This window comes from Candidatus Binataceae bacterium, from assembly GCA_035308025.1.
GTDB lineage: Bacteria > Desulfobacterota > Binatia > Binatales > Binataceae > JAJPHI01.
Genome location: DATGHL010000029.1, coordinates 142,382 through 167,286, shown reverse-complemented (window position 1 = coordinate 167,286; position 24,905 = coordinate 142,382). Strand labels below are relative to the sequence as shown.

Here is a 24,905-nt window from a genome sequence, read left to right as displayed (position 1 = left end):
TGCAAAAGTCCTGCGGCTGGCGGAACTCGACGACATTCCGACGCTTGATCCCGCGGCCGGTTACGACACCGCGTCGTGGACCTTCGAGCAGATGATCTTCGATACCCTCGTGCGCTACAGCGATGGCGGCGTCAATCTCGTGCCCGACCTCGCACTCACCTGGGAGATTTCGTCCGACGCCACCAGCGTCATCTTCCATCTGCGCCACGACGCGAGTTTCACCAACGGCCGCCGCGTGACCAGCGCGGATTTCAAGTACGCGGTGGAACGCGTGCTGACGCCGGCGACCCGCTCGAAGGGGCTCGAGTACTACCGCACGATCGTCGGCGCGGAAGCGTTCGTCGCGCGCCGCGCCCTGCACGTGACTGGAATCGAAACCCCGGATCCGTGGACCATCAGATTCCGCCTGGTCGCGCCGGATCCGATCTTCATCCACAAGCTCGCGATGCCGTTTGCGGCGGCCGTCCCGCGCGAAGTCGCCGCGCGCTGGGGTGAGGATTTTTCGCAACACGTCGTCGGCAGCGGTCCCTTCATGCTCGCGCAGTGGCTCGGCGGCCAGCGGCTGATACTGATCCGTAATCCGCATTATTTTGCGCCAGGATTACCACGCCTCGACGCGATCGTCGAGCAGATCGGCGTCAGCGACGAGCTCGAGTGGCTCAAGTTCGAGGCGGGCGAAATCGACGTTTCGTCGATCCCTCCGGCCGAGTTTCCCTATGTCATGAAAACTCCGCGGCTCAAGGCGCTGACCCGGCACATCGTCACGCTGAGCACCGACTATCTCGGTATGAACTGCCGGATGAAGCCGTTCGATGACGTCCGCGTGCGGCGCGCCTTCAACTACGCGATCCGCAAGGACAAACTGATCGCGCTGTTGAACGGCCGCGGTGTCGCTGCCGAAGGTATCCTAGCGCCGGGTCTGCCCGGCTATGATCCCTCGGTCGCGGGCTATCCCTATGATCCCGGCAAGGCGCGCGCGTTGCTCGAAAGCGCCGGCGTCGCGCGCAATCTGGCGCCCCAAATCTGGTTTCGCGCCGACCAGAACGAGACGATTCTCGTCGAATCGATCCAGCAGGACCTCGCGCTCGTTGGCGTCCACGCGGTGCTCAAGCCGCTCGCCTGGTCGCCGCTGCTCGAAGCGGTGCGCCAGCCCGACACGGTCGAGATCGCGAGCCTTGGCTGGGAGGCGGACTTTCCCGACCCGGCGAATTTTCTCGACGTGCTCTTTTCGAAGAAGCAGTGGGGCGAGAACAACGACACGTTCTACGACAATCCGGGCGTGGACCGGCTACTCGTCGAGGCTGCGCCGGTCAGCGATCTGAAGCGGCGCTATCAGCTCTATGATGCCGCGCAGAAAATGATCCTGGCCGACGCGCCGTGGGTCCCGCTCTACCATCGCGTGACCTACGTCATTCTTCAGCCGTGGGTGAAGGATTACATCCTGAACCCGATGCGCCCGACCCGCTTCGAGAAAATCTCGTTGTCTCCACGCACGCACCCGAGTAGTTAACTTTGATCGCAGCGCGTTGCGCGAAGCAGAAAAGTGAAAAAAGCGAAAAAAACCAAAGAAGCCGCCCATACGCCGCCCTGGGCGCTGGAGGCGGTTGCCCATCTGCAAAAAACCGATCCGGTGATGGCCCGGATCATTCTCGAGGCCGGGCCCGTGCAAATCACGCGGCGTCCCGAGAATTTCCAGGCTCTCGTGCGCGCGATTATTTTCCAGCAGCTCGCCGGCAGCGCCGCCCTCGCGATCTTTAATCGCTTCGTCGCGATGATCGGCGGCGGACGTTTCCCCTCCGCCGATAAAGTCGCCGCAGCCTCCGACGAAGATCTGCGCAAGGCCGGCTTGTCGCGCGGCAAGATGGCTTACATCCGCGACCTTGCCGCTAAGGTCCGCGATGGTCGGATCAATTTCCGCCGCTTCCCCAAATTGGACGACGAGGAGATCATCGCAGAGCTGACCGCAGTGCGTGGAATCGGGCGCTGGACCGCCGAGATGTTTCTGATGTTCAACCTCTGGCGGCCCGACGTCCTGGCGGTCGGCGATCTCGGCTTGCGCAGCGCCGCGACGCGCCACTACGGCGCAAACGTGCCGATTACGGAAAAAGGGTTGCGTGAGCTGGGGGAGCGCTGGCGTCCCTATCGCACGGCCGCGGCGTGGTATCTTTGGCAGAGCGGCCGCATTGTGACGCCCGACGCGGTCCAGATGAAAGCCACTGTGGCGCGAAGCAAAAAACTGCCGGCCAAGCCTCCAGCCGCGAGGCGCGGCCGGCTCGCGGCGGCAAGATCGTCCAAAACCAAATGAGCGACTTCATCGATCGATTACTCGCCGCGCAGGAGGCCAAGAGCAGCGTTGCCGTGCTCGGCGTCGATCCGCAGCTCGATACGTCAAAGTTGCGCGGCGTCCCGGAGGGCTACTCGCTCGCGCGCTTCTGCTGCGAAATTGTCGAGGCCTGCGCGCCCTTCGTTGTCGCGATCAAGCCGCAGCTCGCTTTTTTCGAGGCCCGCGGACTCGACGGGCTGCGCGCGCTGGTCGAGGTGCTCGCCCTCGCCCGCTCGCTCGGACTGCTCACGATCGCGGATGCCAAGCGCGGCGATATCGGTTCGACCTCGGCCGCTTATGCCGAGGCCTTTCTCGGTGACGGCGACTTCGGCTGCGACGCGGTGACGGTGAATCCCTACCTCGGCAGCGACGCGCTCGCCCCCTTTATCGCGCGCGTCCGCCGCGGCCGCGGCCTGTTCGTCCTGGTCAAAACCTCGAACCCTTCGTCGGGCGAATTCCAGGATCGTCTCGCGCCCGAACGTCCGCTGTGGGAGATGGTCGCCGAACGGGTGAACGGCTGGGGCAGCGATTTCATCGGCGCGCATGACTTATCCCCGGTCGGCGCAGTCGTCGGCGCGACTTACCCGGAGCACGCGCGGCGCGCCCGTGAACTGATGCCCGCCAGCGTCCTGCTCGTGCCGGGGTATGGCGCTCAAGGCGCGGACGCCGACGACGCGATCGCCGCCGCGCGACCCGACGGCCGCGGCGTGATCGTCAACGCCAGCCGGAGCTTGATGTATGCGTATCTGCAGCAGCCGCAATGCCGTCCCGGCGCGGCCGCCGCGGCGGCGGCCGGCGCGATGAAAGACGATCTCAATCGCGCGTTCGCCGCGCGTCAAATTCGATGAAACCCGCCGGCGCGATCTATTTGATCGCGCCCGCCGCGCGCAGTCGCTCCAGTTCTTCGATGCTATAGCCGCTCGCGCGCAGCACCTCTTCGGTATGCTCACCCAGCAGCGGCGGGCGGGCGACACTGCCGGGGGTCTCCGACAATTTGACCGCCAGACCGGTTGTTTTGATTTCGCCGTGCACCGGATGGGCGAGCCGCAGGAGCATCTCGCGCGCCGCAATCTGCGGATGATTGAACATCTCGGCGATCGTCAAAATTGGCCCTGATGGAATGCCGCCGGCATTAAGGCGACCGATCCAATAGTCAGCGGGGTATGCGGCGAGCGCCTGATTGATTTCTGTGCTTAGCTCCGCACGATACTTGAGCCGATGCGCGAGCCGGTCGAAGCGCGAATCCAGAGCCAACTCGGGCCGTCCGATCAGCTCGACGAAACTCCGCCACATCGCCTCGTTCCCAACCGCGATATTGAACGGCCGGTCGGCCGCCTGAAAGACGCCGTGCGGAGATCCTAGCGGATGATGATTGCCGGCCGGCGCGGGGCTCTGCCCGGTGTCGAAGTAGATCCCGGCCGACCAGCTCAACACGCTGATAATCGCCTCGATCAAAGATGTCTCGACCTGCTGCCCGCGTCCGCTCCGATGGCGCGCTTCGAGCGCGAGCAGAATTCCGTTCGCGGCGAAGATGCCGCCGAGCAGATCGCAGATCGCGATACCCACCCGCGTCGGCCCGCTCGTTTGGCTTCCGGTCACGCTCATCAGGCCGGAGAAGCCCTGCGCGATCTGATCGAAGCCGGGGTTGTCGCGCAGCGGACCGTTCGGACCGAAGCCCGAGACGCTACAGGCGATGATCCGTGGATTGCGCCGCGCCAGGGCTGCGTAACCGAAGCCCATCGTCTCCATCACGCCTGGGCGAAAATTGTCGATGACCACGTCGGCCGCATCGAGCAGCTTCTGCAGCACCGCGCGGCCCTCCGGATTGCGCGTCGCGATTTGCACGCTCTTCTTCGAGCGGTTCGTGCTCATGAAAAAGTACGAATCCCGGCCGCTGTAGCCGCCCATCTCGGCGCGCGCGCCTTCGACCGGTTCAACCTTGATGATCTCGGCGCCGTAGTCGCCAAGAATCTGCGTGCAAAAGGGACCCGCGAGGTAGCGCGTGAGGTCGATCACTTTGAGGCCGGCCAGCGGCCGCGAATCCGACATTTGGTACTCCTGAACCCGCGTCAGGCACAAAGCCAGTGGCTTTGGCTCACTCGACCGTGACGGACTTGGCCAGGTTGCGCGGCTGATCGACGTCGGTGCCGCGGTAGACTGCGATGTGGTAGGCCAGCAGCTGCAGCGGCACTGTCATCAGCACCGGCATCAGGAAGCGATTGCTCGACGGTGTCTCGATAACCTCCCACGCCACTTCCCGCAGCTCCGGCGAGGCGTGATCGGTGACTGCGATGATCCGGCCGTTGCGCGACTCGACTTCCTTCAGATTCGACATGGTTTTGTCGAATACGTTGTCGTTGGGGATGATCACGACGACCGGCATCTCCTCGTCGATCAGCGCGATCGGGCCATGCTTCATCTCGCCCGCCGAGTAGCCCTCGGCGTGAATGTAGGAAATCTCCTTGAGCTTGAGCGCGCCTTCGAGCGCGACCGGATAGTTGATGCCGCGCCCGAGATAGAGGAAGTCGCGGGCCTTGCCATATTTCCGCGCGATCTTCTCGATCAAGCGCTCCTGCGTGAGGATCGTCTCGATCTGATGAGGGATCGCAAAGACCGGTTGCAGCAGCTCCTCGGCCTGCTGCGCTTTGAGTCGTCCGAGTCGCGCCGCGAGATGGATCGAAAATAAGTAGAAAGCTTCGATCTGCGCGAGAAAACACTTCGTCGTCGTCACACTGATCTCGGGCCCGCAGCGTGTGTACAACTGGCCGTCGGCCTTGCGCGCGATCGACGAATCGACGGTGTTGGTCAGCGCCAAGAGATGGCTGCCACGTCGTTTCGCCTCCTCCATCGCCGCGAGCGTGTCAGCGGTCTCGCCCGATTGCGACACCGCAACGACCAGCGTGTGATCATCGACGGCAGGGCTGCGATAGCGAAATTCTGCCGAGTAATCGACCTCCGCGGGAATGCCGCACAGCTCCTCGATCATGAACTTGCCGATTTGCGACGAGATCCACGACGCGCCGGCCGAGACCATCACGATTCGCCGGATCGCTTCGGCGCCGCCGGCCGGCAGCAGCTCCGACTCGAAGCGCACTTCAGCCGAACCGGCGCTCGCGCGCCCGCTCAGCGTATCGATCCAGGCCTGCGGCTGCTCGGCGATCTCCTTGCGCAGATAATGCTGGTAGCCGCCCTTGGTCGCGGCCACCGCGTCCCATTCGATAGTGCGCGGCGCGCGCACGATCGGCGCGCCGGCGAAGCTTGTGAGCCGAATCTCGTCAGCGCTTATTTCCGCCATCTCGCCGTCTTCAAGCACGAGCGCGCGCCGCGTATGCTCGAGAATCGCCGGAATGTCCGAAGCCACGAAGTTCTCGCCGTCGCCGAAACCGAGCACCAGGGGCGTCGCGGTTTTGGCGGCGACCAGTTTGCCCGGCTCGGTCTCTGAGAGCACGACGATCGAGAAGGATCCCCGTAATTCCTGAATCACCGCGCGGACTGCCTCGGCCAAGGTCAAGCTATCCCGCAGCCGTTCTTCGATCAGATGAGAGATCAGTTCGGTGTCGGTCTCCGACTTAAGCCTATGGCTGCGCTTGAGCAAGCTCTCCCGCAGCGCGACGTAATTCTCGATGATGCCGTTGTGAATCACGGCGACGGGCCCCGCCTGATGCGGATGCGCGTTGGTCTCGGAGGGCCGGCCATGCGTGGCCCAGCGCGTATGCCCCATTCCGATGTGACCGGCAAGTGGCGCGCCGTCGAGCAGCTTGTACAGATTGTCGAGTTTGCCGACGGCGCGTCGGATCTCGAGGCGCTTGCCGCCGACCAGTATCGCGATCCCGGCCGAATCGTAACCGCGATATTCGAGGCGGCGCAGGCCGCGCAGCAGAATCGGCGCCGCCTCGCGCGGCCCGACATATCCCATGATTCCACACATAACGCTAGTGGCGCACAGCCGCCGCGCGGAGCGAGTAGGCGAGCGCCAGTGGAGCGAAGCGCAACGAGCAAACTAGTCTGCGAGTTGCGTTCAAAGTTTTGTCAGGGCGGCTGGACTGAGGCCGCGCCTCGCGGACTCGGCCGCCCCCTGGAGCTGCGTCAAAAATCGAGGAGCCGTGCATAAAGTCAAACCTTGTCACTACCGCGCGCCTTCGGATGATTCGCGTGCCGCTTATGCCAGTCCGCGGTCCAACCCGCCTTCTCGCGCTGCGGATGCTGCGACATGACGAGCGCGCCGTCAGCGACGTCACGCACCAGGGTCGTTCCCGACGCGACGTAAACGTCGTTGCCGACCGCGATCGGCGCGATGAGCTGCGTATCGCAGCCGACCATGCAGTTGTCGCCGATCCGCGTCTGATGCTTGTCGTAGCCGTCGTAATTCACCGTGATGACGCCGCAACCGACGTTAGTCTCGCGCCCGATGAGCGCGTCGCCGAGATAGCTCAGATGGCTCGCCTTGGTGCCGCGGCCGATTCGCGCGTTCTTGGTTTCGACGAAATTGCCGATTCGGTTATGCCCTTCCAGCTGTGTACCCTCGCGCAGATTGGCGAACGGTCCGATCTCGCACTCGTCGCCAATCACGCAACTCTCCGCGCGCACGCCGAGCTTCAGATGGCAGCGATCACCGATCACGACGTCGCGCAGCCACGCCGTCCCCTCGATCACGACTCCCGCGCCGACGCGGCTCTTGCCGCTGATCTGCACGTTGGGACCGATCGTGGTGTCGCGGCCAATCTCCGCCTCTGACCCAATATAGGCGGTGGCAGGATCGATCAGCGTGACGCCCGCGGCCATCAAGCGGCGGTTCGTTTCATCGCGGATTTGTCTGTCCATGCGGGCCAGCTCCTCGCGCGTATTAATTCCAGCGAACTCATCTGCCTGCTCAACTCGCCAGGCGTTGACGTTGACGCCCTCCCGGCGGGCGAGCGCGACTATATCGGTCAGATAGAATTCCTGTTGCACATTGTCAGAATTGATTTCGACCAGCGCGCGGCCCAGAAAGTGGGCGTCGACCAGATAAATCCCGCTGTTGATCTCCGTGATCTCGCGTTCGGCCGGCGCGGCGTCCCGCGCCTCGACGATCGCGCATACGGCGCCTTCGCGATCGCGGATGACACGGCCATAGTTGCCCGGATCGTCGAGAACCACGCTGATGAAGGAAAGCACGCGCCCGTGCGCACGATGGTCGGCGACGAAGCTGCGCAAGGTCGCGGATTCGAGCATCGGCATGTCGCCGCAGCCGATCAGCAGATCGCCGGCAAAATTTCCTGGCAACGCGTCGAAGGCGCGGCGCGCCGCGTCGCCGGTGCCGCGCTGCTCAGGCTGCTGCGCAAATAGCAGGGGTGCGTTCGCAACCGCGCGCCGCGCCGCGGCCTCGACCTCACGCGCCTGATGACCGACTACCACTACGAGCGGGTCGGGCGCCAGCGCCGCGATAGCCCGCAGACTCCGCGCGATCATCGGCTCGCCGGCCAACTCGTGCAGGACTTTCGCGCGTGCCGAGCGCATCCGCGTGCCCAATCCCGCGGCAAGAACTATCGCACCTAGATGACTTTGATGATTTTCCATCCGAGCTATCGAGTTTAGCGGATGGAGCGCCCCGAGGCGTTAGCCGGAAAGCTCAAGATTTCCTTTTGAACAATGCCTCAAGCTTTCCGCGGGCATCGGGGGCCGGGGGCTTGATCGCCGCGCGCTGCGGAGCGAAGAAATCACAAAAATTCGTCCGATCCTTATCGACGATGCATCCCGCTTCCGTCTCACGGCACTCGTTATTATAGCTGCGATCGTAGAAATCGCAGTTAAGACAGGCATGGAGCGGGCGGTCGCAGGCCGCACAACGATCGCGAAAGCCCACGCGTTCCTTGCCCTCCACCTCACGCCCGCAATGAAAGCAATTCATAAGCATTTGGGCCGTAGCCAGCCGTGCTACATTCTATAGCTGGAAGCGGGGCGGGCGGCGAGGCGGAGATGGTTGAGGAGATCGAAGCATTTTCGGCGGCGATGCTGGGGGCGACGCGGGCGGCAAAAAATACCGTTAGCAGCTATCGACGGGATCTCAAGGATTTCCACGGCTACCTGACGAGTGGCCGCAGCGCCCTCGACGCCGGCGGCAAGCGGGTCATGCTTGACGCGATCACCGCCGATCATGTGCGCAATTACCTCGCCGCTATGATGAAAACGCCCGCTGCGCGCGCGACTATCCAGCGCCGCCTCTTCGCGATCAAAGCCTTCTTCCGATGGCGTGAAGCCATGACGGGCAAGCTGAATCCGGCGCGGAGCATGCGCTCGCCGAAGGTCGATAAGCGGCTGCCCCAGGTCGCCGGCGAAGAGGCCGTCGCGATCCTGATCGAAGGGGGTGGCGAACCCGAGCGACCGGCTGCGATCCGCGATCGCGCTATCATGGAAATCCTCTATTCGAGCGGCCTCCGCGTCAGTGAGCTGACCGGCCTATGCTGGCGCGACGTCGATCAGGAACTCGGGATGGTGATGGTGCGGGCCGGCAAAGGTAATAAGGACCGTTTCATTCCAATCGGCGAGCTCGCGCTCGACGCGCTGCACCGCTGGCGCGCCGCGATGCCGGTCGCGTCCTCACCAGATGACCCAGTCATCACCAATCTGCGCGGCGGGCGTTTGACCGCGCGCTCCGTGCAGAAGATGCTCGAGCGCCGGCTGACCGTTGCCGGCCTCGAGACGCCCCTGACGCCGCATGGTCTGCGCCACTGCTTCGCGACGCATCTGCTCAACGCCGGCGCCGACCTGCGCTCGATTCAGGAGATGCTCGGCCATTCGAGTCTCGCCACTACGCAGCGCTATACTCATGTCAGCGTGCGTCATCTGAAAGAGGTTTACCGTCGTGCCCATCCCCGCGCCTGAACGAGATCCCGAAACCCGCGTCCGTTCGACGACCATTTTGTGCGTGCGCTTTCAGGGCAAGGTCGTGATGGCGGGTGACGGGCAGGTGAGCGTCGGCCAGACCATCATGAAGCGCGGCGCACGCAAGGTCCGCCGACTGCATAACGACGCGGTGCTCTCGGGCTTCGCAGGCTCGACCGCCGACGCCCTGACGCTGTTCGATAAATTTGAAGGCAAGCTGCAGGAGTTCAACGGCAATCTGCGTCGGGCCGCGGTCGAGATGGCGAAGGATTGGCGAACCGATCGTATCCTTCGCCGACTTGAGGCGATGCTGATTGTCGCCGACGTCGAGAATTCCTTGCTCATCTCCGGAGCGGGCGACGTGATTGAACCAGACGACGGATTGCTGGCGATCGGATCAGGTGGCAACTACGCCCTGTCAGCTGCGCGCGCTCTAGTACGCTTTGGTAAGGACCTGACCGCGCGCACGATCGCTGAAGGCGCGATGACGATCGCTGCTGAAATCTGCGTTTATACTAACGATCAGTTTGTGATCGAAGAGCTGTAGGCGGCTACTACCCTCCCATCGCCCGGTTAGTTGCGCGACATCTCTCTCGTCGGTGGCGGACCTCGCCGCAGGATTGAGTTGAATCCAACAATTTGGTTTTCCGGGCGGCGCGGGACAAAATAAACCATGGCTGCTTCGCACGTAATGACGCCCCGGGAGATCGTTTCCGAACTCGACCGCTATATTGTTGGCCAGCACGACGCCAAGCGCGCGGTGGCGATCGCGCTGCGCAATCGCTGGCGGCGGCAGAACGTCGCGCCCGAGCTGCGCGACGAGATCGCGCCCAAGAATATCCTGATGATCGGACCGACTGGGATCGGCAAGACCGAAATCGCGCGCCGGCTGGCAAAACTCGCGCAGGCCCCGTTCGTCAAGGTCGAGGCCTCGCGTTACACCGAGGTCGGTTATGTCGGGCGCGACGTCGAATCGATGATCCGCGACCTCGCGGAGATCGCCGTGAAGATGGTCCGCGAGGAGGAGCGCGAACGCGTCCAAGTCAAGGCGCGCGAGGGCGCCGAGGAGCGCCTGCTCGATATTTTATATCCGGCGCCGGCCGGCAAGACTCGTCGCGCCGCGGCGCTCGACGAGCACGGCAATCTGAGCGTCGCCGGCCCGGATTCGCACGGCGAAACCCGCGAGAAGCTGCGCAAGCTGCTGCGCGACGGCTACCTCAACGAGCGCGAGGTCGAGATCGAAGTGAGCGCCCAATCGATCCCGATGGTCGAAGTGCTGGCGCCTCAAGGCATGGAGGAGATGGGCGCGAACATGAAAGAGCTGTTCAGCCAGATCATGCCGAAGAAGACGCGCCAGCGTAAGGTCAAAGTCCCCGAAGCGCTCGAAATTCTGAGTCAGGAAGAGGCGGCCCGCCTGGTCGATATGGAAAACGTCACGCGCGAGGCGATTCTGCGCGCGGAGCAGTCGGGCATCGTCTTTATCGACGAGATCGACAAAATCGCCGGACGCGAGTCGGCGCACGGACCCGACGTCTCGCGCGAGGGCGTGCAGCGCGACCTGCTACCGATCGTGGAGGGCTCAACCGTAAATACCAAGTACGGCGCGGTGCGCACGGACCACATCCTGTTCGTGGCGTCGGGCGCATTTCATACCTCAAGGCCGTCGGATTTGATTCCTGAGTTTCAGGGCCGCTTCCCGATTCGCGTCGAGCTGAAGGCCTTGACCCAGGCGGACTTTATCCGCATCCTGACCGAACCCGAAAACGCCCTTACCAGGCAATACGTTGCGCTACTGGAAACCGAAAAAGTCCGCCTGCACTTTGCCGCCGACGCGGTGGCGGCGCTCGCCGAAATCGCGGCGCAGGTTAATGCGCGGTCGGAGAATATCGGTGCGCGGCGGCTCCATACGGTGCTCGAACGGCTGCTCGAAGATCTCTCCTTCAACGCGCCCGAGCGCGGCGGCGAAGAGGTCAACGTCGACGCCGCCTACGTCCATCAACGGCTCGATCCAATCCTCAAGAATGAGGACCTCTCGCGCTATATTTTGTAGAAGGCGCACGGGTTGCAGCGGGCGAAAACAGCGAGCGAAACGGCGCCGTGAATAATCCCCTCGAGCGGGCGCAGATTCTCGCCGAGGCGCTGCCCTATATCCAGCGCTTTCGCGGCCGCACCTTTGTCATCAAGTACGGCGGCCATGCGATGCTCACGCCGGAACTGCGGACAAGCTTCGCGCAGGACATCGTGATGCTAGAATCGGTCGGCATCAAGGCGGTAGTGGTGCACGGCGGCGGGCCGCAAATCACTGAGCTCATCGGCAAGCTCGGCCTCAAGTCCAGCTTCGTACGCGGGATGCGTGTGACCGACGAGGCCGCAATGGACGCGGCTGAGATGGTGCTCCAGAAAATTAACAAAGAGATCGTGGCGCTGATCTGGCGGCAGGGTGGCCGCGCTGTCGGCCTCTCGGGCAAGGACGGCTATCTCTTCGTCGCGCGCAAGATGTTGCTTGCGGTGAAGGAGGCGAACGGCCGCTTGGCGAAACTCGATCTCGGGCTGGTAGGTGAAATAGCTGAAGTTAATCCCGCGGCCCTGATCGCGCTCGAACAGGCGGGCTTTATCCCGGTGGTCGCGCCGGTAGGAATCGGCCGCGACGGGATGACCTACAATATTAACGCCGACGTCGCCGCAGGCGCGCTGGCGGGCGCGCTCAAGGCGGAAAAGCTAATCCTGCTGACTGACGTTGAGGGCGTGAAAAATGCCGGCGGCGAGTTAGTTCCCACGCTGTATGCGACGCAGGCGCGCAGGATGATAAGCTCGGGTACGATCGCTGAAGGGATGATCCCCAAGGTCGAATGCTGTCTCGACGCGCTGAGCGCCGGAGCGATCAGTGCGCACGTGATCGATGGGCGCGTCGGCCATGCAGTGCTGCTCGAGATTCTGACGGACGCCGGTGTCGGCACTGAAGTTGTGCAGCGGCGGGAAACTATTCAGCGCGGGAAGGTTGCGCGGCTCAATGGCCGCGCGCGGGATGGAGCGCAAGGCCAGCGATGAACAACGCCGAAATCGTCGAGTTGGCGCACGCCAACGTCACTCTCAATTATGGCTGCATGCCGATCGCGTTTATGCGCGGTGAAGGCGCCTACCTCTACGATGCCGACGGCAACCGCTATCTCGATTTTTTCTGCGGCCTGGCGGTGACCAGCCTCGGCCACGGCAACCCGCGCGTGGTCAAGGCGATCAAAGATCAGGCCGACAAACTGACTCACGCCTGCAATGTTTTTCATACCGAGCCAATGGCGCTGCTGGCGGCGCGCATCGGCCACGCCTTCGGCGACGGCCGCGTCTTCTTCGCTAACTCGGGCGCCGAGGCGGTCGAGGCCGCACTGAAACTCGCGCGCCGATGGGGCCACGCCAACGGCCGTTTCGAGTTCGTCACGACGCTCGGCTCCTTCCACGGCCGCACCTTCGGCTCGCTGAGCGCGACCGGTCAGGAGAAATATCATCTGGGCTTTCAGCCGCTCGTGCCGGGCTTCAAACTGGTCCCATACGACGACGTCGCGGCGGTTGAGCGCGCGCTGACCGATCAGACCGCGGCGGTGATGGTCGAGCCGATCCAGGGTGAAGGCGGCGTCGTGACGCCTCATCCGGACTACCTCCCACGGCTGCGCGAGCTCTGCGATCGCGCGAAGATTCTGCTGATCGTCGACGAAGTGCAAACAGGCATGGGACGGACCGGGAAACTGTTCGGCTACCAACACAGCGGGATCAAGCCCGACATCATCACGCTGGCGAAGGCGCTGGGCGGCGGCGTGCCGATTGGGGCGATGGTCGCGAAGTCTGAAATCGCTGCGGCTTTTTCGCCTGGCACACACGGCTCGACTTTCGGCGGCAATCCGATCGCCTGCGCCGCGGCGCTGGCGGTCTTTGACGCGCTCGAGCACGACGGTGCGATCGCGAATGGCGCCGAAGTCGGCAACTACCTCATCAAGCGTTTGCGCGAAATCGCACAAACCTGCCCGAACGTCCGCGAGGTCCGCGGCGCCGCGATGATCATCGGGGTCGTGCTCAAGCATCCGGCCAAACCCGTCGTCGATGCCTGCTATGGCGAAAAACTCGTGGTTAACGGCACGGCCGAAACGGTGCTGCGGCTGTTGCCGCCGCTGACGCTTACGCGCGAGCAGGCCGACTCCGGCCTAGCGATTATCGAACGGGCGATCCGCGCGGCTGCGGCATGATGGCGGCCAAGGCGCAAACCACGGCTGTTCCCAAAGGTCAGCCCGGTCCCGCGCCTATGAAGCGCGATTTTCTGGATTTGAGTTCTCTGACGCCGGCTGAATTGAGCAGGCTGCTGCGCCTGGCGGCGCGGCTCAAAGCGGAGCTCAAAAGCGGCCTCGATCATCCCTATCTGCGCGGCAAAACCCTGGCGATGATTTTTCAGAAGCCTTCCTTGCGCACGCGGATCACCTTCGAGACCGGGATGGCGCAGTTGGGCGGCCACGCCATCTATCTGGCGCCGCAGGATATCGGGATTGGCGAGCGCGAGTCCGTCAAGGACGTCGCCCGCAACCTGTCGCGCTGGGTCGACCTGATCATGATTCGCACTTTCCTGCACGCCACCTGTGTCGAGTTGGCGGCGTCGGCGTCGGTTCCTGTGATCAACGCGCTGACCGATTTGCTCCATCCCTGCCAACTGCTCGCCGACCTGCAAGTGCTGCACGAGCGCTACGGCGAACTGCGCAAGCTCAAGATCGCCTTCGTCGGTGACGGCTTCAATCTCGCGCAGAGCTGGATCGAAGCCGCCGCGCTGATTCGCTTTGATTTGCGCGTCGCCTGCCCGTCCGGCTACGAGCCCGAGAAGAGCTTCGTTACACGCCTCCGCCGCGACGAGCTGGGCCTGCTCACGCATGATCCGATCGCCGCAGTACGCGACGCCGACGTAATCTACACCGACACTTGGACCTCGATGGGCCAGGAGGCTGAGGCCGCGCAACGCCGCCGCGACTTCAAAGATTTTCAGATCAACAGCGCACTACTCAAACACGCCCGCCGCGACGCCGTCGTGATGCATTGTCTGCCGGCTCATCGCGGTGAGGAAATTACCGACGACGTTATTGACGGTCCGCGGTCGATGGTTCTTGAGCAGGCGGAAAATCGCCTCCATGCCCAGAAGGCGATCATGGTTTGGCTGCTACGCCCCGAAGTTCTCGACTACGCGGGCAGCACGTCAGTTAGTCTGTAAAGGCCAATTCGTAAAGGTCAGCCGGTAAAGTTCGAGCCGCACAAGATGCCTGCCGCCACTATACGCAAAATCGTGCTCGCCTATTCCGGCGGGCTCGACACCTCCGTGATTCTGCGCTGGCTCAAGGACTATTACGGCTGCGAAGTGGTTAGCTACTGCGCCGACGTTGGACAAGCCGAGGAGACCGAAGGGCTCGAGGCCAAGGCGCTCGCCACCGGCGCGAGCAAACTTTATCTCGAGGACCTGCGCGAGGAATTCGCCCGCGAATTTGTCTTCCCGATGATGCGGGCGAATGCGCTCTACGAGAGTTACTACCTGCTCGGAACCTCGATCGCGCGCCCGGTGATCGCACGCAAGCAGGTAGAGATCGCGCGGCGCGAGGGCGCCGACGCGGTTGCGCATGGCGCGACCGGGAAGGGCAACGATCAGGTGCGTTTTGAACTCGCGTTCGCGCGGCTCGCGCCTGAACTAAAGATCGTTGCTCCGTGGCGGCATCCGGACTGGCCGTTCAAAGGGCGCGCCGATATGATCGCGTATGCGGCCGAGAAGAAAATCCCGGTGCCGGTCACGGCCGAAAAGCCTTACTCGATGGATCGTAATCTGGTCCACGTCAGCTACGAAGGCGGGGTGCTTGAGGATCCATGGCGCGAGCCCTATGAAGATATGTTCCGCATGACGATCGCCCCGGAAAAAGCGCCTGCACAGCCCGAGTACCTCGAGGTCGAGTACGAACGCGGCGACCCGGTCGCGCTCAATGGCGAGCGGCTTGAACCGGCGGCCTTGATCGAACGGGCGAATCAAATCGGCGGGCGTCACGGCGTCGGTCGCGCTGATCTGGTCGAAAATCGTTACGTCGGGATCAAGTCGCGCGGCGTCTACGAGACCCCGGGTGTAACCTTGCTCCTGCACGCCCATCGGGCGGTCGAGCAATTGACGCTCGATCGCGAGGTGATGCATCTGCGCGACGGACTCGTCCCGCGCTACGCGGAGTTCGTTTACAATGGCCATTGGTTCACGCCCGAGCGCGAGGCTTTGCAGGCTTTGATCGACGACACGCAAAAAAACGTTAGCGGCACGGCGCGGCTGAAGCTGTACAAAGGGAATGCCGCGATCGCCGGACGCCGCTCGGAAAACTCGCTCTACGATCCAATGATCGCAAGCTTTGAGGAGGCCGGCGGCTATAGGCAGGCCGACGCCGAGGGCTTTATCCGGCTCGGTGGATTGCGGCTGCGGGCGCTCGCGCGGATCGACGAGCGGCGTCGCGGGAAGGCATAACTGCATGGGCAAAGTGATCCAATTCCGTCCTGCGCGCAGCGCGCCGAAACTGGTGCCGCGCCCTCGCGCCGGCGAATGCCCGAAATGCAATCACAAATTGGACGTGCATGTTACCCATCCCAATGGCGCACTGAGTTGCGCGGCGCGCGGCTGTCTCTGTCGTACTCCACCGATGCGCTGAGCTGGCGGTGCTTGCGGCGCTCTGCGGTTTCCGGCAACTCCATTGTGTCCGGTGATTAAAGTGCGGCGCGAAAGCAAGGCGGCGAAAGGCGCAGGAGCAGCCGTCGAGCCCGCTGCGGTCGCGAGCAAAAACCTGCTGCGCGGCCGCTTCAAGCGCCCGCGGATGCCGGCGGTCGAAGCCTTCACCGCCTCGCTCCCGTTTGATCGCCGCCTCTATCGTCACGATATCCGCGGCTCGATCGCCCACGCGCAGATGCTGGCGAAAGTCAAAATCCTGACCGCCGGCGAAGCTGCTCGCATCGTCGCGGGCCTGCGCGCAATCGAGTGCGAAATCGACGCCGGGGAGTTTCGCTTCGATTTCGCCGACGAGGATATCCATCTTGCGATCGAGCGCCGCCTGACCGCAAAGATCGGCGCCGCCGGTCAGAAATTGCATACGGCGCGCTCGCGCAACGATCAGGTTGCTCTGGATTTGCGCTTATATCTGCGCGAACAGATCAGTCAGATCAGCAAACTCGTGGAGGGACTGCGCCGGACGCTACTGCGCGTCGCGCGCGACCACGTCGAGACGGCCATGCCCGGCTATACGCATCTGCAGCGCGCGCAGCCGGTGACGTTGGCGCATCATCTGCTCGCGTATGTCGAAATGCTGGGCCGCGATCACGAGCGCCTGGTGCAGGCGGGCGCGCGCACCAATGTGATGCCGCTCGGCGCCGGGGCGCTCGCCGGCACAACGTTGCCGATCGACCGCGAGATGGTCGCACGTGAACTGGGCTTCCCTAAGATCTGCGAGAATAGTATCGACGCCGTGTCAGACCGCGATTTCGCGCTTGACTTCCTGAGCGCCGCGGCGATCCTCGCAGTGCACTTATCGCGGATGGCCGAGGAGATCATCCTCTGGACCACGGCGGAGTTCGGCTTTGCCGAGCTGCCGGATGAGTTCGCCACCGGCAGCTCGATGATGCCGCAGAAAAAAAATCCCGACCTGCTCGAACTGGTTCGCGGCAAAACCGGCCGCGTCGTCGGCGCGCTGATTGCGATGCTCACCGTGCTCAAAGGCCTCCCGCTGGCTTATAATTCCGACCTGCAGGAGGATAAGGAACGCGTGTTCGATGTGGTCGATACCTTGACGCCGAGCCTGACGCTGCTGGCGCAGTTCTGGGATCGCCTTGCGTTCAAGCCTGCCACGATGCGCAAGGCCGCGGGCGGCTTCGCTCTCGCCACCGATCTCGCCGAATACCTCGTCGCGCGCAGCGTGCCATTTCGCGAGGCGCACGAAGCAGTCGGCGGGCTGGTGCGCGATACCGTCGCTCGCGGTCGCTCCTTCGACGAGCTGACGCTCGACGACCTGCGGCGCCATTCGGCGAAATTCGCCGCCGATGCTTTGAAAGCTCTCACTGTTGATAACTCGTTGCGCGCCCGCAAATTACCTGGTGGTCCGGCGCCGGACACCGTTCGCCGTCGGATCCAGCGGCTCGGCTCGGGACGAGGTTTGCGATGACTCCGATGACGGCGACTCCAACAACATGGCGCAGGACAGCGCTCTGGCTGGCCTTGGTCTTCGTCGCCGCTTTCGGCGCGGGCTGTGGCGTGAAGAGCGCGCCGCTGCCACCCGAGTTGGCGCGGCCGGAGCGCATCCTAGATTTGCGCGCGCTGGCAGATCCTCACGGGATCAAGCTCGCGTGGTCGCGCCCGATTCGCTTGACCGGAGGTCACTCGATGCGTGACCTGAGCGGTTTCGTCATCCTGCGGGCCGAGGGTGACGCGCCGATGGTCGCGCTGGTGAAAATCCCGGTTACCGATCAGCAGCGCTTTTCAGTCCAGCACGAATTTGACTATCTCGACGCGGAGACCGTGATCGGCGATCGCTACCGCTATCAGGTGGTTTCTGAAACCAGCGATGGCTATACCAGCGACGCGTCCAACGAGGTCGGCTTCACGCGCGTCAAGCCGCTGCCGCCTCCCAATCCGGCGACCTACGCGTTACCCACCCCGGCTCCACTGCCGTAGCCGCGAGCCACGGCCCACAGGCGCGCGTCGTTTGGGACGAGGTTCGGCGTGTGGTAAAAATCCAGCACGAGTTGCGACCGCAGCCCCTAGAGTTAAATGAACTATTTCACCTACAAAAATGCGGAACTTTTCGCCGAAGACGTTGCGATCTCCAGCCTCGCCCAGGAGCTCGGAACCCCGCTCTACGTTTATAGCGCTCGCACCCTGCGCCGCCATTACCGCGTCCTGAGCGACGCCTTCAAGGGCTCCGACGTAATGATCTGTTTCGCGATGAAGGCGCTGTCGAATCTCAGCGTCCTCAAGCTCTTCGGCGAGATGGGCGCGGGCTTCGATATCGTTTCGGTGGGCGAGCTGATGCGCTGTATCCGCGCCGGCGCCGATCCGCGCAAGATCGTGTTTTCCGGCGTCGGCAAGACCGACGAGGAGATCGAGGCGGCGCTCGCGGCGAAGATCCTGATGATCAATGTCGAGTCGCGACCGGAGCTTGGCCGCGTCTCCGCGGTCGCCAGTCGGATGGGCGTCGACGCACCTGTCAGCCTGCGCGTCAACCCCGATCTCGATCCCGGCACTCATCCGCACATTTCTACCGGCCATCGCGACAGCAAGTTCGGCATCCCGCTGTCACAGGTTGGTGAGTACTATGCTGATGCACGTAGCTTGCCGCGGCTCGAACTGGCCGGACTGAGCACGCATATCGGCTCGCAGATCACTGACATTGGCCCGTTCATCGAGGCGGCGCAGAAAGTCGCTAAGATTGTTCGCGATCTCCGCGCGGACGGTATCGCGCTCAAGTATCTCGATCTTGGCGGCGGCCTCGGCATCCCCTACCAGGAAGAGCCGCCACCGCCGTCGGAGTATGCTGCGGCCCTGATGGGACCCCTGCGCGGACTAGGTATTAAATTTATCATCGAGCCTGGCCGCGTCTTGGTCGGCAACGCCGGCATCCTCGTAACCAAGGTGCTTTACGTCAAGGAGACCGACGTCAAACGCTTCATCGTGATCGACGGCGCGATGAATGACCTGATCCGCCCGGTCCTCTACGAAGCCTTCCACGATATCCGCCCCGTGGTGAAGCGGGAGGGGCGCAATCTCGTCACTGCTGACGTCGTTGGTCCAGTATGCGAGAGCGGCGACTTCTTTGCGCGCGAGCGCGAATTGCCCGAGGCCCGCACCGGCGACCTGCTCGCGGTGATGAGCGCCGGCGCCTACGGCTTTGTGATGGCCTCGAACTACAACAGCCGGCCGCGCCCCGCCGAGGTCATCGTCAACGGCTCGGAGTTTGCGGTGGTGCGCCAGCGCGACAGTTTCGAGGATATTATTCGCGGCGAAAAACTCGTGACGCTCAAGCCGGGTCCCGATGCTTAAGTTGGGTCAGGGAATTGCGTGAAAGCACTCCAGTGAAAAAGTGAAGAAGTTACCTTTCGTCAAGATGCACGGCTGCGGCAATGACTACATCTATGTCGTCGCCGATCGGATCCGGCCCGCGGACCCCGGCGCATTGGCGCAGCGCATCGCCGACCGCCGCTTCGGGATTGGCGGTGACGGTCTCATTCTGCTCTGCCCGTCCTCCAAGGCCGACGTGCGGATGGAGATGTACAACGCCGACGGCAGCCGCGGCGAGATGTGCGGCAACGGAATCCGCTGCGTCGCGCGCCTTCACCACGAGGTTTCGGGCAGCAAGAGCAATACGCTCAAGGTCGATACCGATTGCGGCATCAAGACGATCACGCTCGAGTTCGGCGGCGGCCGTGTCGCGGCCACTGTGGATATGGGCGAGCCAATCCTCGACGAACGCCAGATTCCGGTCGCGCACGACGGTCGCGTCGTCGACTACCCGCTCGAAGTCGCCGGCCGCGTCGAGCGCATCACCGCGGTCTCGATGGGCAATCCGCATTGCGTGGTGTTTGTCCCGGACGAAAGCGTCTTCGCGCTTGACGTCTTCGAGTTCGCGCGGCTCGGGCGCCAGTTTGAAAATCACCCGTTTTTCCCGCGCCGCGTCAACACCGAGTTCATTTTGCCCTTGTCCCGCACTCGTTTGCGGATGCGCGTATGGGAGCGCGGCTCGGGCGAAACGCTCGCTTGCGGCACCGGCGCCTGCGCCGCATTGGTCGCTGCGGTACTGACCGAGCGTGCGGCTCGTAAGGCAACGATCGAGTTACGCGGCGGCAATCTTGAAATCGAGTGGCGCGCTGCGGGCCAAGGCACGAATCATGTCTTTATGACCGGCGAAGCGGTCGAAGTGTTTCGCGGCGAAATCGAAGTCGGCGATAATGAACTGATCGCCGCCGGGAGGCCATAGCCCGGGGAGGTTATAGACGATGTTCAGCGGAGCCTTTTCAGCATTAATCACGCCTTTTCGCGACGGCGCAGTAGACGAAACCGCGTTGCGCGATCTGGTCGAATGGCAAATCCAGTCGGGGATCGATGGTCTGGTGCCGTGCGGCTCAACCGGTGAGTCAGCCACGCTCACACACGCCGAGCATGAACAGGTGATCACACTCGTGGTCAAGCAGGCGCGCGGTCGCATCCCAGTGATTGCGGGCACCGGCTCGAACTCAACCGCCGAGGCGATTCGCCTCACCACCTTCGCGCGCGAGGTCCGCGCCGACGGCGCCCTGCTCATCTCTCCCTATTACAACAAGCCCACGCAGGAGGGCATCTACAAACACTATAAGATGATTGCGGCGAGCGTCGATCTCCCGCTGATCGTTTACAACATCCCCGGCCGCACCGGCTCGAATATCCTGCCGGAAACCTTCGCTCGGATGTGCGAGATCAAGCAGATCGTGGGCGTCAAGGAAGCCTCAGGCTCGATGGATCAATGCTCCGACATCCTGAAGCTTTGCGGCGATCGCCTCGCGATGCTCTCCGGCGACGATTCGCTGACGTTGCCGCTGATGGCGATGGGCGCGCGGGGCGTGATCGCTGTCATCAGCAACGTGATGCCGCGCGAAACGCACGATCTCGCGGCGGCGGCGCTCGCAGGTGACTTCACGCGGGCGCGCGAAATCCATTTCAAGATGATCCCGCTGATGCGCGCGCTCTTCACCGAGACCAATCCGATTCCGATCAAGCAGGCTTGCGCGTTTATGGGCAAATGCACTAACGAGATGCGGATGCCGCTGATTCCGCTGACCGCGGGGGCTGCCGACCGCCTGCGTTCCGTGATGAAAGAGCTGCGGCTGACGTGATACTCTGACGCTAAATTCTAAAGACGGATCCTACGATGGAGGAAACCATGATCGAGGACACCAATCTTCAAGTTGACGAGAACAATCGCTGGCGGCTGGAAACCCCGGGTCATCAAGGATGGCCGCGCACGGCGCGTCCTGACGATCCTAACAAGTACCTGATGATCTCGGCGGACTGCCACGCTAACGAGCCGTCCGGGCTCTGGGTGGAGCGGATCGACAAAAAATATCAACACCGCTTGCCGCGGATCGAGGTTGACGAAAACGGCGTCAAGTGGACGGTGGCCGAAGGGATGCAGCGGTCGCGCATGATCGACAGCCAGATGACCGGCGAAGAGGCGATCCGCAACAAGTCGGGCTTTACCCCGGAGCAGCGCATCGCAGACCATCGCCGCGATGGCATCGACGCCGAAATCATTTTTCCCAACAAAGGCCTCGCCATGTGGGCCACCACCGACGCCGAATTCGGCGCGGCGCAGTGCCGCGTCTGGAACGACTGGGCGTGGGAATTGTTTGGTCCCTACAACGATTTCATGTCGCCAGTCGCCGCCATCATGACTGCGGACATCGGTCTGGCGATCGCGGAAATCAAGCGGGTGGCGGGGCTCGGCTTTCGCGCCGTCAATCTGCCCTGCAAACCGATCTTTGGTGCGCACGACGCGCGCCATCCCAACTACAACATGGCGCTTTTCGATCCGATGTGGGAGGTGATTCAGGATTGCGACGTCACCATCACGTTCCATATTTCGACCGGCCGTGACCCGCGCGCGGCGCGCAAGGATGGCGGCGCCATTATCAATTACACTGCACATGCGCTCTCGCCGACGGTTGAGCCGATCGCGTGTCTGTGCGCGTCGGGCGTGCTCGAGCGTTTTTCCAAGCTGCGCTTCGCGGCTATCGAATGCGGCATCGGCTGGGTGCCATGGGCGCTCGATGCGATGGATGAGGCTGCGCGCAAACATCATATGTGGGCCTTCCCCAAGCTCAAGAAGCTCCCGAGTGACTATTTTCGCGAACACGGCGCGGCGTCGTTTCAGGACGATCCGATCGGACTCGAACTTGCGGAGAAGCACAACCTGGTCAACAATTTCCTGTGGGCGAATGACTATCCCCATCACGAGGGTTCGTGGCCCCATTCGGCGCAGTCGATCGAGCGTCAGTTTGGCGGCTTAAAAGAAGAAAGCCGCGTCAAGATTCTCGGCGGCAACAGCGCGAAGCTCTTCAAGTTCGACGTGGATGGCCTGCTGCGCCGCCGCAATCCCGCGATCCAATGATAAAGACTGCTCGGCTACAGGCAGGTGATGGTGCGACCCTGAACCTGACTGTTATAACTCAAGATAGAGCCTTGCTCACTACGGAGGAAGTATGAACGAGGGTGCCCAGATTGAAATCGACGAGCCCAATCGCTGGCGGCTCAAAACCCCCGGCCATCAGGGATGGGCAAAAACCGCGCGTCCCGAAGATCCTAATCGCTATCTGATGATCTCCGCTGACTGCCACGCACAAGAACCTACCGGTTTCTGGCTGGCGCGGATGGACAAGAAGTACCATGAACGCCTGCCACGCGTCGTCGTCGATGAGAAAGGCGGTAAATGGCAGATCGCGGAGGGGATGCACAAGTCGCGTCCGCTCGATATCAACCTCCAAGGCGAGGATGAAATTCGCAGCAAGACCGGCTATACGCCCGAACAGCGAATCGCCGACCAGCGCCGCGACGGCGTCGATGCCGAAATCATGTTCCCTAACAAGGGACTGACGGCGTGGGCGACCCGCGACGCCGAGTTCGGCGCGGCGCAATGCGCTGCCTGGAACGACTGGGCGTGGGAAACCTATGGCGCATACAACGATTTCATTTCGCCAATCGCCGCCATCATGACTGCCGATGTCAATCTCGCTATCGCCGAAATCAAGCGCGTTACCAAGCTCGGCTTTCGCGGCGTCAATCTGCCCTTAAAGCCGATTTGGGCCTCGACCGACTCCCGCGATCCGAACTACAACATGTCGCTGTTTGATCCGATGTGGGCCGTCATCCAGGATTGCGACGTCGCGATTACCTTTCATATCGGCACCGGACGTGATCCGCGGGCCGCAGGCAAGGAAGGCGGCGCGATTATCAACTATGCGGCCCATGCGCTCTCGCCTACGCTCGAACCGATCGCCTGCCTGTGCGCGTCGGGCGTCCTCGAACGTTTCACCAAGCTGCGCTTCGCCGGCATTGAGTGCGGGATCGGCTGGGTGCCATGGGCGCTCGAGGCGATGGACGAAGGCGCCCGCAAGCATCACATGTGGTCGTTTCCGAAGCTCAAGAAACTTCCCAGCGAATACTTCCGCGAGCATGGCGCGACATCATTTCAGGACGATCCGGTCGGCGTCGAGCTCGCCGAGAAGTATAACCTCGTGGATAATTTTCTGTGGGCAAATGATTATCCGCATCACGAGGGATCGTGGCCGCATTCCGCGCCATCGATCGAGCGCCAGATGGGCGGCCTGAAAGAAGCGAGCCGCGCGAAAATTCTGGGTGGCAACGCCGCGAAACTGTTCAAGTTTGACGTGGAAGGTCTGCTCCGCCGTCGCAACGCCGCAATCAACTGATCTATTTTGTAAGTCATAGAATCCGAGGGCCGGCCTCCTCAAGGAGGCCGGCCCTCGATTATTCTGCAGTAGTCAGTCGACAAATCCGACTGAGGACCATACTTCACACTCAGGGGCGCTGGTTGAAAACTCCGTCGAAGGAGTTCAGCCCGCTATCCTGCGCATAGCCTAGATGATCGAGCCCGAACAGATCCTCGAGGCCGCGCAATAACGCGTAATGATTGTACTCAGTATCGTTGCGGCTACCCGGCTTGACGTAACGCGACAGGATGACCGCGCCAATTCGCCCACCGCCCGGTCCTATGATGCCGGGCATGGTGACGTTCGGCCCCGTGGGCTCCTTACAGCAGGCGGTGACATCGGTTTTCTGAGGATCAATCGTGTGATTTTCGTCATAGCCCAGCTTACCTTCGTCGAAGGTGATGATTAGCATTCCGTCCTGCCGGTAGGCCGGTGATCCCAGAATTTTCGGAACCATCTGCTGCAGGAAGCGATCCGCCGATTTTAGATGGCCGCCGACACAGATTGCTGACACTCCATCGTGGCCGTCGTTGCAGAGATTGGGTGTGATGAAGACCAGATTGGGCGTGGTCGCAATGCTCTTCAAATCCGCGTCGAGATGAGTAAGCGGCGCCACGTGTGCGTCGCAGGTCGGATGGTCGATAAGCGAGTGGAAATAGACAAATGGATTATGCCGCGTCACGTACTGGTCGCCCGGCTTCGCCTTGACGTGATCATCGGGTTGGTTGAGTTCGGGATGCTGGCAATCGCGGCTCATGTCCTCCATGTAGCCGCCCCAGGTCAGGCCCTTAGCTTCGAGTTGATTGGCAATCGTGCGGACGCTGTCAGGATAAACGCATCCGCTGCCCTTCACCTGCCCGAAGCTATCCGCCGCGGCGGCTGCGGGCGCGAAGTCCTGATAGTCGTGAATACAATCCCGCTGAGTCTGAGGAGTCGGCGCCTGACCACTGACCATCGCGATATAATTATCCAGGCTGTAGTGGCCGATCGCGTAGTAGTGAGTTAGAAGTTCGCCTTTGCTGGTCAACTCCTTTGCGAGAAATGGCGCGTCGGAGTTCGCGCCAAAACTAGTCCCGAAGGTTTCATTTTCGAGCACGATGATGAATACGTGTCGCGCCCGGCCGCTTGATGGCGTACCCGTTTCGGCGGCCGTGGGAGCAGCCATTTGGGCGCTTGCCCGAGCGCCGCCGATCATTACTGCGAGCAGGATGAGTGC

Annotated in this window: 21 protein-coding genes; 17 read left to right on the top strand and 4 right to left on the bottom strand. The window is 62.6% G+C overall.

Going from position 1 to position 24,905, the window contains the following annotated elements; all coding sequences use genetic code 11:
- From VKS22_09030 to pyrF, 3 genes are all read left to right on the top strand, one after another.
- Positions 1–1,510, top strand: a 1,510-nt coding sequence (locus VKS22_09030; GenBank protein HLW70750.1) for an ABC transporter substrate-binding protein, incomplete at its 5' end; no start/stop codon positions are given.
- A 33-nt stretch (positions 1,511–1,543) separates the two neighbouring features.
- Positions 1,544–2,305 carry a DNA-3-methyladenine glycosylase gene (locus VKS22_09025; GenBank protein ID HLW70749.1) on the top strand — a complete coding sequence of 254 codons (762 nt, stop codon included), beginning with the start codon at positions 1,544–1,546 and terminating at the stop codon, positions 2,303–2,305.
- Positions 2,302–3,171: an orotidine-5'-phosphate decarboxylase gene (gene pyrF / locus VKS22_09020; GenBank protein HLW70748.1), complete on the top strand. Its 870-nt coding sequence runs from the start codon at positions 2,302–2,304 to the stop codon at positions 3,169–3,171. Before VKS22_09025 ends, pyrF begins: the two co-directional genes overlap by 4 nt.
- A gap of 16 nt (positions 3,172–3,187) precedes the next feature.
- On the opposite strand, the gene VKS22_09015 is transcribed toward pyrF, so the two are convergent.
- The 3 genes from VKS22_09015 to glmU form a co-directional block, all read right to left on the bottom strand.
- Entirely contained in the window at positions 3,188–4,372 is a 1,185-nt protein-coding gene (locus VKS22_09015; protein ID HLW70747.1) for a CoA transferase, read from the bottom strand.
- 46 nt (positions 4,373–4,418) lie between these two features.
- Positions 4,419–6,239 (bottom strand): glutamine--fructose-6-phosphate transaminase (isomerizing), encoded by a 1,821-nt coding sequence (gene glmS / locus VKS22_09010; protein ID HLW70746.1) that lies wholly within the window; start codon positions 6,237–6,239, stop codon positions 4,419–4,421.
- Positions 6,240–6,436: 197 nt separating this feature from the next.
- On the bottom strand, positions 6,437–7,879 hold the full coding sequence (gene glmU, locus VKS22_09005) for a bifunctional UDP-N-acetylglucosamine diphosphorylase/glucosamine-1-phosphate N-acetyltransferase GlmU (GenBank protein HLW70745.1): 1,443 nt from the start codon (positions 7,877–7,879) through the stop codon (positions 6,437–6,439).
- A gap of 354 nt (positions 7,880–8,233) precedes the next feature.
- Between glmU and VKS22_09000 the strand changes: the two genes are divergently transcribed.
- From VKS22_09000 to VKS22_08935, 14 genes are all read left to right on the top strand, one after another.
- Complete coding sequence (locus VKS22_09000; protein ID HLW70744.1) at positions 8,234–9,184, top strand: tyrosine-type recombinase/integrase; 951 nt, start codon at positions 8,234–8,236, stop codon at positions 9,182–9,184.
- Complete coding sequence (gene hslV / locus VKS22_08995) at positions 9,171–9,731, top strand: ATP-dependent protease subunit HslV (protein ID HLW70743.1); 561 nt, start codon at positions 9,171–9,173, stop codon at positions 9,729–9,731. Before VKS22_09000 ends, hslV begins: the two co-directional genes overlap by 14 nt.
- A 126-nt stretch (positions 9,732–9,857) precedes the next feature.
- Positions 9,858–11,234, top strand: coding sequence for an ATP-dependent protease ATPase subunit HslU (gene hslU, locus VKS22_08990; GenBank protein HLW70742.1), 1,377 nt, complete (start codon positions 9,858–9,860; stop codon positions 11,232–11,234).
- Positions 11,235–11,281: 47 nt separating this feature from the next.
- Positions 11,282–12,232, top strand: coding sequence for an acetylglutamate kinase (gene argB / locus VKS22_08985; GenBank protein HLW70741.1), 951 nt, complete (start codon positions 11,282–11,284; stop codon positions 12,230–12,232).
- Positions 12,229–13,416, top strand: a complete 1,188-nt coding sequence (locus VKS22_08980; protein ID HLW70740.1) for an aspartate aminotransferase family protein — start codon at positions 12,229–12,231, stop codon at positions 13,414–13,416. The genes argB and VKS22_08980 overlap by 4 nt, the downstream gene beginning before the upstream one ends.
- Positions 13,417–13,472: 56 nt before the next feature.
- Positions 13,473–14,420 carry an ornithine carbamoyltransferase gene (gene argF / locus VKS22_08975; protein ID HLW70739.1) on the top strand — a complete coding sequence of 316 codons (948 nt, stop codon included), beginning with the start codon at positions 13,473–13,475 and terminating at the stop codon, positions 14,418–14,420.
- A 45-nt stretch (positions 14,421–14,465) separates the two neighbouring features.
- Positions 14,466–15,695, top strand: a complete 1,230-nt coding sequence (locus VKS22_08970) for an argininosuccinate synthase (protein HLW70738.1) — start codon at positions 14,466–14,468, stop codon at positions 15,693–15,695.
- Positions 15,696–15,936: 241 nt separating this feature from the next.
- Complete coding sequence (argH, locus tag VKS22_08965) at positions 15,937–17,376, top strand: argininosuccinate lyase (protein ID HLW70737.1); 1,440 nt, start codon at positions 15,937–15,939, stop codon at positions 17,374–17,376.
- Positions 17,373–17,885 (top strand): hypothetical protein, encoded by a 513-nt coding sequence (locus VKS22_08960; GenBank protein ID HLW70736.1) that lies wholly within the window; start codon positions 17,373–17,375, stop codon positions 17,883–17,885. Before argH ends, VKS22_08960 begins: the two co-directional genes overlap by 4 nt.
- Positions 17,886–17,981: 96 nt before the next feature.
- The gene (gene lysA, locus VKS22_08955) at positions 17,982–19,250 is read left to right on the top strand and encodes a diaminopimelate decarboxylase (protein HLW70735.1); all 1,269 of its coding nucleotides are present in this window, start codon (positions 17,982–17,984) and stop codon (positions 19,248–19,250) included.
- 40 nt (positions 19,251–19,290) lie between these two features.
- Positions 19,291–20,184, top strand: a complete 894-nt coding sequence (gene dapF / locus VKS22_08950; GenBank protein HLW70734.1) for a diaminopimelate epimerase — start codon at positions 19,291–19,293, stop codon at positions 20,182–20,184.
- 19 nt (positions 20,185–20,203) lie between these two features.
- The gene (gene dapA, locus VKS22_08945; GenBank protein ID HLW70733.1) at positions 20,204–21,076 is read left to right on the top strand and encodes a 4-hydroxy-tetrahydrodipicolinate synthase; all 873 of its coding nucleotides are present in this window, start codon (positions 20,204–20,206) and stop codon (positions 21,074–21,076) included.
- A 35-nt stretch (positions 21,077–21,111) separates the two neighbouring features.
- Complete coding sequence (locus VKS22_08940) at positions 21,112–22,350, top strand: amidohydrolase family protein (protein HLW70732.1); 1,239 nt, start codon at positions 21,112–21,114, stop codon at positions 22,348–22,350.
- A 91-nt stretch (positions 22,351–22,441) separates the two neighbouring features.
- Complete coding sequence (locus tag VKS22_08935) at positions 22,442–23,668, top strand: amidohydrolase family protein (protein ID HLW70731.1); 1,227 nt, start codon at positions 22,442–22,444, stop codon at positions 23,666–23,668.
- 109 nt (positions 23,669–23,777) lie between these two features.
- Here VKS22_08935 and VKS22_08930 read toward each other — a convergent pair whose 3' ends face one another.
- Positions 23,778–24,854: an alkaline phosphatase family protein gene (locus tag VKS22_08930; GenBank protein HLW70730.1), complete on the bottom strand. Its 1,077-nt coding sequence runs from the start codon at positions 24,852–24,854 to the stop codon at positions 23,778–23,780.
- Positions 24,855–24,905: the final 51 nt, after the last annotated feature.